Source organism: Desulfosporosinus sp. OT, from assembly GCF_000224515.1.
GTDB lineage: Bacteria > Bacillota > Desulfitobacteriia > Desulfitobacteriales > Desulfitobacteriaceae > Desulfosporosinus.
In genome coordinates this window covers 58,889-73,569 of the sequence record NZ_AGAF01000053.1, presented here as the reverse complement: position 1 = coordinate 73,569, position 14,681 = coordinate 58,889, and the positions used below count along the sequence as shown (strand labels likewise).

Here is a 14,681-nt window from a genome sequence, read left to right as displayed (position 1 = left end):
ACAAACAGTTTGAGTTCTAGAATAATGAAATGAAAAAGGATCCATGATGGATCCTTTTTCATTTCATTATTCAGCGAGAGCAATCGCTTCAATTTCAAGAATGGCGTCCTTAGGTAATCGAGCGACTTGTACAGCAGAACGAGCTGGTGGGTTACTAGGGAAATACGTAGCGTATATGGCGTTCATTGCAGCAAAGTCATTCATGTCTCTTAGAAAAACCACAGTCTTAACAATTTTATCCATGGACGTCCCTGCAGATTCTAAAATCGCCTTGATATTATCTAAGGACTGTTTGGTTGCTCCCTCTATATCAGCGACCAATTCTCCATTTTGGGGGTTCAGAGGGAGCTGCCCGGAAGTGAAAATTAAATTTCCAAACTTAACCCCTTGAGAATAAGGGCCAATGGCCGCGGGCGCATTGGGAGTACTGACGGTTTGTTTATTCATGGTTATCTACCTACCTTCTTGAAATTCGTCATGCAATCTTTATGCCATGACGCAAACTAATTTAAGTATAACTGATTCCTCGTGAATGAACCAAGCAAAAAATTGGAATTCTGGGTTCATGGTACATAATCATGATATAATTTAGTGACAGGATTAAATAGATTACAACATTTTTCAACTTGAATAGATTTTCTTAGAGGAGGTTACCCATGGGATTTCTTGAACGTGTGGTCCAGATTGATTTTGAAGACCGCTTAGGTTTAGGAATGGAGATCTTTGAGGGTTGTGAAAAGAATAGGGTTGATAAGATTGGGATGGAAGTAATTCCGGCTCAGGGTATGTCAATCAAATTTCGTTGTACTTCTGATGAACAGGTTCAACGCCTAATAAAAGATTTGAGAGCGGTTAGAGGAGTTCTCTCGGTATATTTGCGGGATCAGATGCCATACGAAGAGCGAGAGCGTGAGTTAAGGACAATTTTAAACTCAGTTGGTGAAGGGATTGTGGCTGTTAATAAAGAGGGCGAAATCATTCAGATTAATGAAGTAGCCTGTAAAATCTTCCGCTGTTCACCTGAGGAGGCAATCGGATTAAGCGCGGAGACGTTATTTCAGGAAAACGCTCCTATTCTAGAAACGCTGAAGACCGGCCTGCCCTACCAGCTCGAGGAACGGGAATTTAAAAAAGGCAATCAGATCATTCATTTTTTAACAACAGGTGTTCCGGTACTCAATGCGAAGGGGCAGGTTATCGGAGCGGTTGCCACGATGAAAGATTTTCGTCAAGTCGAAGAGATTATTTCCAAAGTTGACCGCAAAAAACAATTGATGTCCTTCGAGAGGATTGTATATCAGAGCGCGAAGATGCGTCAGGTTGTGGAAACCGCTAAAATGGTTGCTAAAGGAAGCTCGATAATTTTACTGCGCGGGGAAAGCGGGACAGGGAAAGAGCTGTTTGCGCGAGCCATTCACATGGAGAGTCCGCGGGCACAGGCTCCCTTTATTCCGATCAATTGCGCGGCCTTACCAGACAGCTTGCTGGAAAGTGAACTCTTCGGATATGAAGAAGGATCTTTTACGGGGGCGGCAAGAGGGGGGAAGAGGGGGCTTTTTGAGCAAGCGGATCAAGGAACTCTCTTCTTGGATGAGATCGGAGAAATCCCGCCGCTCGTTCAGGTTCGTCTACTGCGGGTTTTGCAGGAAAATATGATTCGCCGGGTCGGAGGAACAAAGGAGTTTCCTGTGGATGTTCGTATTATTGCGGCGACACACCGTAATCTGGAAGAAATGATCCAAAAGGGGGACTTTCGGGAAGACCTCTATTATCGACTAAATGTTATTCCGTTGAGAATTCCTCCCCTAAGGGAACGCTATGAAGATATTCCGTTGATCGCCCAGCATCTCACCCGCAAGATTTCAGAAAAATTGGGAAAACCAGAGATCCATATAACAAAGGAGAGTATGGACTTGTTGATGAGCCAACCTTGGCCGGGAAATGTTCGTCAGCTCGAAAATACGTTGGAACGCATTATTAATGTCATGGATTCTTTCGAGATTGAGCCACGACTCTTCTACGAGTGGACAGAACTGATCCCAAACCAACATACTGGAGGGTGTGAAGATGATCTCCAAATTAAGATTCCAATCCAGCAAGAATGGCCTACATTAAAGAAGATTGTAAGTGAGGTTGAAAAACAAGTTCTTATGCGGGTGTTGGAAAAACATTCGTCTTCTAGAAAAGCAGGGAGAATATTGGGGGTTTCCAATACAACGATTTTAAACAAAATGAAGAGTTATAGAATTGGGAATAACTAAGTTTAGAAAAGTGACAATTATTTTTATCAGTGATAAGAATATTTGTCACTTTTTCTTATCAGTTTTATTTATAAATAGACTATTAACGTGCTCCTGCCTTTTCTGGTTGGACTCAAAAGCATGGTACAAAAATTGCATTTATTTAGTTATGTGCTGATTTCAAGCCTAATCTATGGGAAAAAGCGCCCTTCTCAGATGACTGCAGCCCTTGATCTGATTGAAGAAGTTTTTAAGTAATCGAAAATCTAAATAATCCAAGCATGGGAGGATGGTCATAAGTGGCTAGAAAAGCAGAACCTTATCGCATTAAAATGGTTGAATCGATTCGTATGATTTCACGTGAAGAGCGTTTGCTAAAACTTCAAGAAGCAGGGTATAATCCCTTTCTGTTAAAAGCAGAGGACGTTTACATTGATCTTCTCACCGACAGTGGCACAGGTGCTATGAGTGACAGACAGTGGTCGGCTTTGATGCTGGGAGATGAGTCCTATGCTGGAAGTAAATCCTTCTTCAAAGTGAAAGATGCAGTGAAAGACATCTTCGGTTATGAGTATGTTATTCCGACGCACCAAGGACGTGGGGCTGAACAAGTCCTTTTTCCTCATTTAAAGAATCACAACGGCCAATTTGTCCTTGGAAATATGCATTTTGATACGACCATGGCTCATATCGAAATGAACGGTATGGTTCCCGTGAACCTCGTCATTGAGGATGCTTTTGATACTGAGAAGGAGCATCCGTTTAAGGGCAACTTCGATTTAGAAAAACTAGAGAATTTCATCATCGAAAAAGGCCCGGAAAACATTGCATTTATTATTGCCACAGTGACTTGCAACTCGTCGGGCGGACAGCCACTTTCTATGGAAAATTTCCGTGGGGTACGAAAAATCGCCGATAAATATGCCTTGAAAGTCAATATTGACTCCGCGCGTTTTGCTGAGAATGCATATTTTATTAAGAAACGCGAGCCTGGTTATGAAAATAAGAGCATTCAAGAGATTGTCAGGGAAATGTATGATATGGGTGATTACTTCACGATGAGTGCGAAGAAAGACGCTATTGTTAACATGGGCGGGTTGATTAGCATTAAAAATGAAGAAGAAATGTACCAAAAGGCGAGCACGAGCTGTGTACCTATGGAAGGATTTATAACCTACGGGGGGCTCTCTGGTCGTGATATGGAATGCTTAGCAGTTGGTTTGTTTGAAGGTTTAGACATTGATTATCTGGAAAGTCGAATTGGTCAAGTGGAATACTTAGGTGATGAGCTGCGTAAGCGTGGTATCCCCATCCAATGGCCTGTCGGTGGACATGCCGTTTTTGTGGATGCTGGTAAATTCCTGCCTCATATTCCTGCAGATCAATTCCCGGCCCAAGCTCTTAGTAACGAACTATATCTCGAGGCTGGTGTTCGCCCGGTAGAGGTAGGTTCCCTGTTACTGGGCCGTGACCCTGAGACAGGGATTCAAAAAAAAGCTGGTGTAGAGTTCATGCGCTTGACAATTCCACGCCGCGTTTATACAGACCGCCATATGGATGTAGTTGTCGATGCCCTAGAAGCGATTTGGGAACGTCGTGAGCAAATTAAAGGTTTGGAATTTACTTATGAACCCAAAGTACTTCGCCATTTTCTTTGCAAGCTTAAACCTATTGAGGGTTAAAACTTATTCCTGTCTATTAACTTATGTTTCAATAATCTCAGATAAATTTTAAGGATTATTCACTACTTCATAGGTGAATAATCCTCTTTTTTTGTACTATTAGAAAGTATAAACTTCGTTATATACTTTCTAAGCATAAGGGTAACTATGGCAGTCGCTGGCCATGGATGGCCGAGTGTCCCAGTAGCCATGGCTCGAACAGGACGTTCGAGATTAGAGCGCCGCCATGGATGGCAAGGCGCCGTGATGGCGAGAAGGGACCGCCTTCGCTAAGGCTGCAAGAAGGATAATACGTGCGAAGACGGTGTCTTCGGGCGCCAGCTAAGTTTTCTTTACACGAAGCACCCTTATTCGGAAGATTGTCAAAAATAATAAAACTGCAAAAAATTTAAGAAACTATTGAGAACGTACATTGGTAAAATTTACGTATAAATGTTTATGTTAAGGCAGGATATCTGTGGCCTAGGCAAGAACGAAAGATGATAGCCTGATTCTTCGAATGTTCGTGGCGATTATGGTAACTATAGTAATGTTAAGTCTATCAAAAGGAGTGCTAGCTTATGGGCTTGGTTTATACTGTATTTGTGCCGCATCCACCCATCCTCGTCCCAGAGATCGGAAAGGGGGAAGAAAGCAAGTGCCAGGCGAGTTTAGATGCTTACCAAGAGATTTCGAGTCGTCTAGTTCGAGCTGAGGTTGAGACAGTGATTATGGTCTCCCCTCATGCCCCGCTCATTAAGGATGGGATTACACTTTCGACAGAGGAGGTTGTCCGAGGAAATTTCGCTAAATTTGGAGCTGGGCAGCTAGGTATTTCATTTACATGCGATACTACAGTGATTGCACAATTCCAGAAAGAGTTGTTGGGAATTGTTCCTATACAGGGACCCTTGGATCATGGTGCACTGGTGCCACTCTATTTCTTACAAAAAGCAGGCTGGAGTGGGAAGGTTGTGCTTTTAGGGATGCCCTTGGTGAGGCCGGAAGAATATGGTTTACGTATAGGCCAAATCGTGGATAAGCTGCCTGGACGCTATGCGCTTGTTGCCAGCGGGGATCTCTCCCATCGTTTGAAGGAAGACGGGCCGTACGGATTTGATTCTGCGGGGCCGGAATTTGATCAGGCCATAGTTAGAGCTCTTCAGGGAGACACGAAAAAGCTCACTAGTTTACCAGTTGACCTAGTCGAAAAAGCTGGCGAATGTGGGTACAGGAGCCTGCGTTTGGCCTTAGCGGCTAAAGAAGGTGCTCCAGAAGTGTTATCCTATGAGGGTCCTTTTGGTGTAGGGTATATGGTGGCTGATCTGTATCATTCATCCCCCTTACCTCTTTGGGCGAGGCGTTGCCTAAGTGCGTATTTGAATAATGAAGATCTTGCTCAACCTCGTTTTCCTGATTCTCCAGAGTTTGCTGTGCGGCGAGGATGTTTTGTAACGCTAAAACAGAATGGGCAACTGCGCGGCTGTATTGGAACGACCGAGCCCTGGCAGGAGAACTTGGCTATAGAAATTCAACATAATGCTCTTGCTGCAGGAACTAGGGACCCACGCTTTCGGCCAGTTCAAGCATACGAAATGGATACCTTGAGTATTACTGTTGATGTGCTCGGGGAACTCGAGAAAATCGAGGGGACAGACGATTTAGATCCTTGGCGGTATGGAGTTGTTGTTCGTCACGGAAGGAAAACTGGGCTTTTGCTCCCTCATTTAGAAGGTATCGATACCATCGTCGAGCAAGTCAGTATTGCTAAACAAAAAGCGGGAATTTTGCCAGAGGAATCAGTGGAGCTGTGGCGTTTTGAGGTAAAGCGGCATTATGAGTAATATAAATAAAGAAGGAAAGGTAAGCAAAGAAGCATATAGTGCGAGTTGTCTCTTGTGCCCCCAGCATTGTCAATTAAAGCCTGGGCAGTCAGGGCGGTGTCATGCACGGGAAAATCGCGAGGGAAAGGTCGTATCTCGAACCTATGGTGAAGTTGCAGCCTGGAATTTGGACCCAATAGAAAAGAAGCCTCTTTATCACTTTTATCCTGGTTCTTGGATTTTTTCCGTCGGAGGATTTGGCTGTAACCTAAGCTGTTCGTTTTGTCAAAATCATGAGATATCCCAAAAACACCAAGTGGGAAGAAAGGTAACGCCTACCGAGCTTGCAGAGCTGGCCGGACAGGAGCGTAAATCGTTGGGGCTGTGTTTTACTTATTCAGAGCCGAGCGTGTGGTTTGAGATGATCAGGGATACTGCTCTTCTAGTACGAGCTCAAGGGGGAAAGGTGGTTTTAGTTAGCAACGGAACAATTTCGCCGCGTTTTCTCGAGGAGTTGATTCCATGGCTGGATGCCGTCAATATTGATATAAAAGCGTTTTCGGAGGAGTTTTATCAACACTATTGTGGAGGTAAACTAGCCTGGGTTTTAGACAATGTAGAGCGATTAGCAGGGCGTGTTCATTTAGAGATAACAACGCTCGTTATTCCAGGGGCCAATGATGACCTGAAAGAACTCACCGGGTTGGCTCGCTGGCTACATCGGCTCGATGTTCCACTGGCCTGGCATTTGAGTCGTTATCACCCGGCTTATCGTCTAGCGGTACCGCCGACGGATCGGCAAACCTTAGAGCGGTTATGGAATATCGGCAAAGAGTGGCTTCCTTATGTATATTTGGGAAATGTCAGCGGCGGGGATACAACGTTTTGTCCTCAGTGTGGAGAAGCTGTGATTCGGCGTGAACCAGTGCTAGTGAATTGTCTGGAGCGAGGGTGTTGTTCGAAATGTGGAGAGAGTATTTTTGGAGTTGGGATGAATGCGGTATTACCTCTGTATGGTCAGTAGATAAAAGCGAGAGTAGTCTGGACTACTACTCTCGCTTGCGGAGTTTTACGCGGCGTGACTTAATAATAACGAATCAGGAGGTAAACAGCTGAAATTACAGTGGAGAGAATCATGATGGGAAAACCTACTTTAAGAAATTGAGTATAACGTATTTTAATGCCATTTTTCTCAGCAATTCCTGCCACGATGAGATTGGCGGAAGCTCCTACCAAGGTTCCGTTTCCGCCAAGGCAAGCGCCTAAGGCTAAAGCCCACCATAGGGGCTGTGTTTGTGCTGGGGTAAACTGGCTGAGCGAAGCGAGTTTTTGAATCAGTGGAATCATGGTTGCTACGAAAGGAATATTATCGAGGAAGGAAGAGAGCAGAGCGGATATAAATAAAATCAACATAGCCATGATAAGGGGGTCTCCCTGGGTCAGGCTCATGCTCCACACTGCTAGACGGTCAAGAACTCCGACTTCAATAAGGCCACCAACAAGAACGAACAAACCGGCAAAGAAAAAGAGCGTGGGCCATTCAATAGCTAAGAAAATGTCTTCAGGTTCTTCGTGGGTCCAGATCATTAAGAGCATTGCCCCGCTAAGGGCGATGGTAGCTGTTTCAAGGTGCAGAATTGAATGCAAAGAAAAACCCAAGATGACTAAGCTTAACACGGAAAGACTTTTTTTGAGCAAGGCAAAGTCTTTAATATGGTCCCATTCATTTTGAACCATGAGTTTCGTTTTTAATTCTTCTTTGGTAACTAACTTATGACGATATAGAAGATAAAAAATGTAAAGAGCAACAATAATAATGATAATGATAACGGGGGCCAGATTAATAATAAAATCCATAAAACTAAGTTGTGTTTGTCCGGCAATTATTATATTGGGTGGATCTCCGATAAGAGTTGCTGTGCCACCAATGTTACTCATGAGAATTTGACTGAAGAGAAAGGGAGTAGGATCGACTTCCAATTGATCAGCAATTGAAAGAGCTACAGGAACAATCAATAAGACAGTTGTGACGTTATCCAATAATGCGGACAGGAAAGCTGTGAGCAAGGATAAGGAGAGCATCAGTAATAGGGGATCCCCCTTGACCTTTTTGCTAACCCAGATGGCTAGAAAGGTAAAGACGCCTGATCTTCGAGTCAGATCAACAATGATCATCATCCCAACCAATAGCCCTAAGGTGTTCCAATCAATGTGATGAATCGCCTTTTCTTGAGTAAGAACCCCAAAGATAATCAGTAGTGAGGCACCGAAAACTGCGATTACAGCGCGAGGGATCTTTTCTGTGATAATGAAGAAATAGCTAAATAAGAAGAGCGTTATGGCTATCCCAATGAGCATTAATACACCTCCAAAAAACATTTTGTCACCTAATATTCCCAAAATAAAAGAGAGTAGTCTTCAGTGACTACTCTCCCCAGAGAAGTTCTATCTTGTAATCTGGCGATCTTAGCTTAAGTTCCAAGTTACTTGAAAAAGTACTTTGGTTTTCTTAAGCCTTAGACCCATGACTTTAGCGTCCTTCGCTTTCGCAAAGTTTACCCCAACCGAACTGCTGATTATTAAATTCAGAATAACAGATTTGTTGTCAGTATATCAAGCAGGGTTAGTAATCGTCAAGAACTAAAGATGTTTTTCATCGAAAATTAATCTTGAATTCTTTCGCTTAACTGTAAACAAATTCTCGGATAAAAGCTTAAACTAAATCAAATAATAACCTTGAAATTCGACAAGTAATTATCGCTTCAAATAAATTAGCTAAAAGGGAGGGCTTTTAAGTGTTTAAACATGTTAAGGATATGGAATACACCGTACATGTCGACCAACCAGATCCTCGATTTGCCGTCTTATTATTAGAGCAATTTGGGGGTGGCAATGGTGAACTTAAAGCAGCTATGCAGTATTTTTCTCAGAGTGTAGGGTGTAATGATCCGAAAATAAGGGATTTACTGCAAGATATTGCAGCTGAGGAGTTAAGCCATTTAGAAATGGTCGGTGAAGCCTTAGCAATGTTGATTGGACCCGTTGATAGCATTCCTAAAGATTTCCCGGCCAATCATATGGCCCTGTTAGGAGGAGGCCCACTCCTGGTCAATTCTGCTGGTGTACCTTGGACATCTAACTTTGTTAATTCAACTGGGGATTTATATACTGATCTTTCGGCCAATGCGGGAGCAGAGTTGCGAGCTAAACTCGTTTATGAGCGCCTGTTGCAACAAACAGATGATGCCGGTGTCAAAGACATGATCCGATTTCTTTTAAGCCGCGAGGAATCTCATAACTTCTCGTTTATGCAAGCGATTAATTCCTTAGCAGGAAGCGGAGTAAATAAAGACTTCAGAGATTCTGACTTCTCTAAGAAATACATGAATATGTCCACTGGACAAGGAGATAGTCGAGGCCCCTGGAATCAAGGCAACGAATTTTCCTATGAGGATAACCCCAACGAGAAATATGGTGGGCCAGCTCAGTACGGTAAAGATCCGCAATCGGCTGGAACCAAGGAAGTCAAGCCAGGCTACAATGACCATACTCGAAACAATCCACAGTATTCTCAACCTCAACCACCAGGACAACATTAAACAGAGATAGAGATGTTTGAAGACCTTACCTTATTAGTATGAAACGGACAGAAATGTCCGTTTTTTATATTTCACAGAGGTGGTAAGGATCATAATATTGTACAAATATTAATCTCCGATCTACGCATGCTGACGAATGGTTGATTGCCAATAAATATTTGTTTGACAATTAAATACAAATGGAGTAATATACTTCGTGGGCGAAGTATTCTTGTACGAAATATTCTTGTACGAAATATTCTTGTACGAAGTATTCTTATACAAAATATATTGCGAGGCGGTGAACAAAATGGAGAACTCAAATGATAGCGTAAAAGTTGCTAAACTTTTTCAGGAAGTAATGCACCTTTTCAAACAAAATATGAGCAAAATGTTTGAGGGAATAGGTATGACTGCTCCTCAAAGCATGGTCATTGGAATTCTAAGTAAAGAAAAAACGCTTAAAATAACGGAATTAAGTAGCAAGCTTTGTTTATCCAATAGCACAGTATCAGGCATTATCGATAGGCTTGAGAAGCAGGGGATGGTAGAAAGAAAAAGAAGCGAACAAGATAAAAGAGTCGTTTACGTCAGCATATCTTCTGATTTCATGGAAAGGCACAAGAATTTTCATAAAAGACTAGAGGAAAGTATCGAAAACACAATGAACAAAGGCACCCCCGAAGAACTTGATAAAATATTTGAAGGTTTAGATGCCTTGAGGAAGCTTTTAGGTGGTTACGAAGAATAATTCTGAACTCATCTAGATCACAAAAGATTGGAGATGGAATTTTAATGCTTAAATTATATAGATTCCTTAAACAATATTCTCTATATATAGCGGTTATAATCGTTTTCCTTTTTGCACAAGTACTTTCAGATCTCTATTTACCGACCTTAATGGCCGACATTGTTGACAAGGGTTTAGCTAACCAAGATATTAATTATATTCTTAAGATTGGTGGTTTCATGTTACTCATTGCAGCAGGGGGGACATTATGCGCAATTATGGCCACCTATCTCTCATCAAAAACAGCTGTAGGATTTGGCAAGATTTTGCGAGAAAAGATTTTTGCTAAAGTTGAAAGTTTTTCTCTGCATGAGTTTGATAAATTTGGAACTGCGACGCTGATTACAAGAACGACCAACGATGTAACTCAAATTCAGCAAGTATCGGTTTTGATCCTAAGTATGATGATTACTGCGCCGTTAACATGTATTGGTGGAGTTATTATGGCCTTGCAACAGGATAGATCACTGGCCTGGGTGCTCGTGGTTACAATACCAATCCTATTCCTTGTCATTGGGATGACCTTGAAAAGAGGCTTGCCTCTATTTAAGGTCATGCAAGAAAAGATAGATAAATTGAATCTTGTTTTACGAGAAAAGCTTACAGGCATCAGAGTTGTGCGAGCTTTTAATCGCATTGAGAAAGAAAGAGTGCGCTTTGATGACGCTAACGCAGATCTTATGGACAACGCAGTTAAAGTCAATATAATTATGGCGGTATTGATGCCAGCGATGATGTTGATCATGAACTTAACCACGGTGGCACTTGTTTGGTTTGGTGCGCTAAGAATAGAAGATGGATCTATGCAGATTGGATCACTGTTAGCCTTTATTCAATATGCTACGCAAATCTTATTTTCCTTACTGATGCTTGTGATGTTATTCATTATGGTTCCCCGCGCTCAGGTTTCGGCGGTGAGAATCAATGAAGTACTGGAAGCAAACCTCGATATCATTGATCCTGAAAAATCAAATACTGCGAATAATGAAGGAGGTTTTGTTGAATTTAAAGAAGTATCCTTTAGGTACCCTGGCGCAGATCAACCAGCTCTGAACAAGATAACCTTCAGCGCAAAACCAGGTGAGCTAACAGCAATTATTGGAGGGACCGGTTCAGGGAAATCCACGTTAGTAAATTTGATTACTCGTTTCTACGATGTGGAAAACGGCAGTGTTTTAGTTGATGGAGTCGATGTTCGAGAAATGAGTCAGAAAGCGCTGCGTGCTAAAATCGGTTTTGTCCCTCAAAAAACGGTGCTTTTTTCAGGGACTATTGCTGAAAATATAAAATACGGCAAAGAAAATGCTACTATGGAAGAGCTTGAACAGGCAGCCCGTGTTGCTCAAGCTACGGAGTTCGTCTCAGGGTTAGAGGCAGGTTTTGATCATCATATTGCCCAGGGCGGAACCAATGTTTCGGGGGGACAGAAACAACGTCTTTCTATTGCCCGTGCTTTAATTAGGAAACCGGAGATCTATATTTTTGACGATAGTTTCTCTGCCTTAGATTTTAAAACCTCTGCTAAGTTACGGGCAGCTCTTAAGCCCGAAGTTCTGGATGCTACGGTTTTTATTATTGCCCAAAGCGTTTCAACGGTTAGAGATGCGGATAGAATTATAGTCTTAGATGACGGTCAGATATCGGGCATGGGAACGCATAAAGAATTGCTAAATACCTGTAAGGTATATCGCGAGATTGTAGCTTCACAGCTTTCAGAGGAGGAATTGGCATGAGTGAAGAACGTAAAGTTGATAAACCTCAACAAGGAGTTTTTGGCGGAAGATCAGGCGGCCCGGCGGGATCACTTGGAAAACCAGTAGAAAAAGCGAAGGATTTTAAGGGAACACTTTTCAGGTTGCTTAGTTATTTAAAGCCTCAGAGAACTAGATTTATTACCGTGTTTATATTTGCAATCTTGGGAACCATTTTTAGTATTGTTGGACCCAAAATTATGAGTAAGGCGATTACCAAAATAGCTGAAGGTTTCGGAGCCAAAATGATGGCCCTGAAGATGCATCAGCCTATTCCAAGCATGGATTTCACGTATATTGGTCAGATTGTGTTAATTCTTTTAGGGTTATATCTTATTAGTGCGGTATTTAGTTATTTGCAACAATATATTATGGCTGGAGTTGCCCAAAAAACTGTTTATAATATGCGCAAGGAAGTTGATGAGAAGCTTGCCCGCTTACCGCTTAAGTTCTTTGATGCCCGTACGCATGGCGAAATTCTCAGCCGTGTTACCAACGACTTTGATAATATTTCAACGACGCTCCAGCAAAGTCTGACCCAATTGATTACGTCTATTGTAACGATTCTTGGCGTTGTGGTTATGATGCTTTCCATAAGCCCCTTATTAACCCTTATTGTTATCTTAACGTTACCACTCTATGTCGCAGTGACCATGAATATAGCCAAACACTCTCAAAAGAACTTTGCTGCACAGCAAAAATCACTGGGACAACTTAATGGGCATGTCGAAGAAATGTACACTGGTCACAGAATTGTTAAGGCTTACGGCCGTGAGGATGAATCGATTACAACCTTTAATGCTATTAATGAGCAACTCTATACTGCCGGCTATAAAGCACAGTTTATTTCAGGGATAATAATGCCCTTAATGAGATTCGTTGGCAATCTAGGATATGTTATTGTCTGTGTCGTTGGCGGTATTTTTGCAACGAGAGGTGCCATCACAATTGGCGACATTCTAGCGTTTATTCAATATTCAAGGCAATTTACGATGCCAATCGTTCAGACGGCCAATATTGCTAACATCATTCAATCAACAGTGGCATCGGCTGAGCGTGTCTTTGAATTGCTGGATGAAAGTGAAGAATTACCGGATAGTGCGGATGCTAAAGTCATTGCCTTCCCTAAGGGCGAAGTAAGATTTGAAAATGTAGACTTTAGCTATAAAGAAGAGGAACCACTTATCAAGAATATGAATATCGACGTGAAGCAGGGTCATACCATTGCTATCGTTGGGCCAACGGGTGCTGGGAAGACGACACTTGTTAATCTGCTAATGCGATTCTATGAAATAGGTGCTGGTAAAATCACGATCGATGGTGTTGATATCCGAGATATCAAGCGTGGCTCTTTACGCAGTATGTTCGGTATGGTGCTTCAAGATACTTGGCTTTTTAATGGTACTATTATGGAAAATATAGCCTATGGGCGAGAGGGTGCTACAGAAGAAGAGGTTATCCAAGCAACAAGAGCTGCCCACGCCCATCACTTCATTAAAACACTTCCTGATGGTTATAATACAATCTTAAATGAAGAAGCTTCAAATATTTCGCAGGGTCAAAAACAACTTCTAACAATTGCTCGGGCAATCCTGGCAGATCCTTCAATTCTAATTCTTGATGAAGCGACAAGTAGTGTTGACTCGAGAACGGAGGTTTATATCCAAAAAGCGATGACGGAACTTATGAATGGTCGAACGAGCTTTGTAATTGCCCATAGACTTTCTACGATCAGAGATGCAGAATTAATCTTGGTAATGAACAAAGGAAGTATTATTGAAATGGGTAACCATAATGATCTTCTGGCTCAGAACGGTTTCTATGCAGATCTTTACAACAGTCAGTTTGCTGGAGCAAATTTAGAAAATGACGTAGTCTAAAAAGAGGGCACGAGAGTATATCTCGTGCCCTTTTGGTACTAAGTCAGAAAGAATAAAGTTTTCAGGAATCTGTATGGTAACTTGAGGAATTATGGTGTTAAGGGCAGTCCGTGAATTGCCTTATTTGTTCTACTAGTTAGAAAGTATAAACTTCGTTTGTATATTGCAAGAATGCTAATTCGTGCGAAGACAGTGTCTGCAAGAAGGGTTAATATACGTGCGAAGACAGTGTCTTCGTGGGCGCCAGCCAAGTTTTCTTTATTAATCGTTATGTTCATGAGGGTGTTTATGACCATGTTCGTGGTGTCCGTGGTCATGATTGTTGTGGTTGTGGTTGTGGTTGTGGTCGTGTTCAGGAACGTTATGATGACTGCATTGACCATCCTCATGCGAAGTATGGTCGTCATGGTGGCTATGGGTATGACTGTGGTGATTATGATTGTGTTGATGCCCATGCTCATGAGAGAGACCGAGGGCATGAGCTATCGTATGCTCTTTATCAGGAAGAGCATCAAACCAGCCATTATTGGCATCCGCTTTGCTGTCCAAGAAATGCATATACGGTTTGATGTCTATTAAGGGGGTTCCATTATAAGCATCAATCCCTGAAATGATGAGTTCGTTACCTTGTATTTCTTTTACTTTGACAATACTTATGCCGATGGGGTTGAGCCTTTTAGGAGAGCGGCTAGCAAAGAGACCAATTTCAGTTCCAGGAGCCCAGGGGGAGGTTGTCAGCAGTTCAACCGGAGAGGTCACCTGGTCTAGATGATAGAGGACATAAATGTAGTTAAAGGTGTTTAAGTTTTTCAGAGCACTGGCATAGTCGGGATTAAGCGTTATCCAAAAATCACCGGGTGCGTCAGGAATCGGCTGATGAGGAGTATTAAAGGCAAAATAGGGCGTATGAATTGTACCAATGGATTGAAATGTGATGTCCATAAAAATCCCCTTTCAT

Annotated in this window: 11 protein-coding genes and 1 riboswitch; of the genes, 8 read left to right on the top strand and 3 right to left on the bottom strand. The window is 42.3% G+C overall.

Annotated features, from left to right (window positions below; translation table 11 throughout):
• Positions 1-66: 66 nt before the first annotated feature.
• Positions 67-447: a RidA family protein gene (locus DOT_RS04595; protein WP_009614873.1), complete on the bottom strand. Its 381-nt coding sequence runs from the start codon at positions 445-447 to the stop codon at positions 67-69.
• 209 nt (positions 448-656) lie between these two features.
• Here DOT_RS04595 and DOT_RS04590 point away from each other — a divergent pair, with 209 nt between their 5' ends.
• The 4 genes from DOT_RS04590 (at position 657) to amrS (ending at position 6,748) form a co-directional block, all read left to right on the top strand.
• Positions 657-2,261, top strand: coding sequence for a sigma 54-interacting transcriptional regulator (locus DOT_RS04590; protein ID WP_009614871.1), 1,605 nt, complete (start codon positions 657-659; stop codon positions 2,259-2,261).
• Positions 2,262-2,539: 278 nt separating this feature from the next.
• Positions 2,540-3,922 (top strand): tryptophanase, encoded by a 1,383-nt coding sequence (locus tag DOT_RS04585; RefSeq protein ID WP_009614867.1) that lies wholly within the window; start codon positions 2,540-2,542, stop codon positions 3,920-3,922.
• Between the two features lie 560 nt (positions 3,923-4,482).
• Complete coding sequence (amrA, locus tag DOT_RS04580) at positions 4,483-5,745, top strand: AmmeMemoRadiSam system protein A (RefSeq protein WP_009614865.1); 1,263 nt, start codon at positions 4,483-4,485, stop codon at positions 5,743-5,745.
• A complete protein-coding gene (gene amrS / locus DOT_RS04575; RefSeq protein ID WP_009614863.1) occupies positions 5,738-6,748 on the top strand; it encodes an AmmeMemoRadiSam system radical SAM enzyme in 1,011 nt (336 codons plus the stop codon). The genes amrA and amrS overlap by 8 nt, the downstream gene beginning before the upstream one ends.
• Before the next feature lie 59 nt (positions 6,749-6,807).
• On the opposite strand, the gene DOT_RS04570 is transcribed toward amrS, so the two are convergent.
• Positions 6,808-8,082, bottom strand: a complete 1,275-nt coding sequence (locus DOT_RS04570) for an ArsB/NhaD family transporter (RefSeq protein WP_040411237.1) — start codon at positions 8,080-8,082, stop codon at positions 6,808-6,810.
• 90 nt (positions 8,083-8,172) lie between these two features.
• Positions 8,173-8,294, bottom strand: a riboswitch (cyclic di-GMP riboswitch).
• A 225-nt stretch (positions 8,295-8,519) separates the two neighbouring features.
• On the opposite strand from DOT_RS04570, the gene DOT_RS04565 reads away from it, so the two are divergent.
• The 4 genes from DOT_RS04565 to DOT_RS04550 all read left to right on the top strand — a co-directional run bounded on the left by DOT_RS04565 (position 8,520) and on the right by DOT_RS04550 (position 13,723).
• Entirely contained in the window at positions 8,520-9,323 is an 804-nt protein-coding gene (locus DOT_RS04565; protein WP_009614859.1) for a manganese catalase family protein, read from the top strand.
• Positions 9,324-9,612: 289 nt separating this feature from the next.
• Entirely contained in the window at positions 9,613-10,053 is a 441-nt protein-coding gene (locus DOT_RS04560; RefSeq protein WP_009614857.1) for a MarR family transcriptional regulator, read from the top strand.
• A 44-nt stretch (positions 10,054-10,097) separates the two neighbouring features.
• Positions 10,098-11,825 carry an ABC transporter ATP-binding protein gene (locus DOT_RS04555; RefSeq protein WP_040411236.1) on the top strand — a complete coding sequence of 576 codons (1,728 nt, stop codon included), beginning with the start codon at positions 10,098-10,100 and terminating at the stop codon, positions 11,823-11,825.
• On the top strand, positions 11,822-13,723 hold the full coding sequence (locus DOT_RS04550) for an ABC transporter ATP-binding protein (protein WP_009614853.1): 1,902 nt from the start codon (positions 11,822-11,824) through the stop codon (positions 13,721-13,723). Before DOT_RS04555 ends, DOT_RS04550 begins: the two co-directional genes overlap by 4 nt.
• Before the next feature lie 261 nt (positions 13,724-13,984).
• Here the strand turns inward: DOT_RS04550 and tsaA are convergent, their stop codons facing one another.
• The gene (tsaA, locus tag DOT_RS04545; protein WP_009614851.1) at positions 13,985-14,665 is read right to left on the bottom strand and encodes a tRNA (N6-threonylcarbamoyladenosine(37)-N6)-methyltransferase TrmO; all 681 of its coding nucleotides are present in this window, start codon (positions 14,663-14,665) and stop codon (positions 13,985-13,987) included.
• Positions 14,666-14,681: the final 16 nt, after the last annotated feature.

What these genes read in the sequence shown, in the direction of transcription:
- DOT_RS04590 (WP_009614871.1), top strand. Translation starts at nt 657, where the DNA reads ATGGGATTTCTTGAACGTGTGGTCCAGATTGATTTTGAAGACCGCTTA.
- DOT_RS04550 (WP_009614853.1), top strand. Translation starts at nt 11,822, where the DNA reads ATGAGTGAAGAACGTAAAGTTGATAAACCTCAACAAGGAGTTTTTGGC.
- DOT_RS04570 (WP_040411237.1), bottom strand. Translation starts at nt 8,082, where the DNA reads ATGCTCATTGGGATAGCCATAACGCTCTTCTTATTTAGCTATTTCTTC.
- DOT_RS04595 (WP_009614873.1), bottom strand. Translation starts at nt 447, where the DNA reads ATGAATAAACAAACCGTCAGTACTCCCAATGCGCCCGCGGCCATTGGC.
- DOT_RS04560 (WP_009614857.1), top strand. Translation starts at nt 9,613, where the DNA reads ATGGAGAACTCAAATGATAGCGTAAAAGTTGCTAAACTTTTTCAGGAA.
- amrS (WP_009614863.1), top strand. Translation starts at nt 5,738, where the DNA reads ATGAGTAATATAAATAAAGAAGGAAAGGTAAGCAAAGAAGCATATAGT.
- tsaA (WP_009614851.1), bottom strand. Translation starts at nt 14,665, where the DNA reads ATGGACATCACATTTCAATCCATTGGTACAATTCATACGCCCTATTTT.
- amrA (WP_009614865.1), top strand. Translation starts at nt 4,483, where the DNA reads ATGGGCTTGGTTTATACTGTATTTGTGCCGCATCCACCCATCCTCGTC.
- DOT_RS04555 (WP_040411236.1), top strand. Translation starts at nt 10,098, where the DNA reads ATGCTTAAATTATATAGATTCCTTAAACAATATTCTCTATATATAGCG.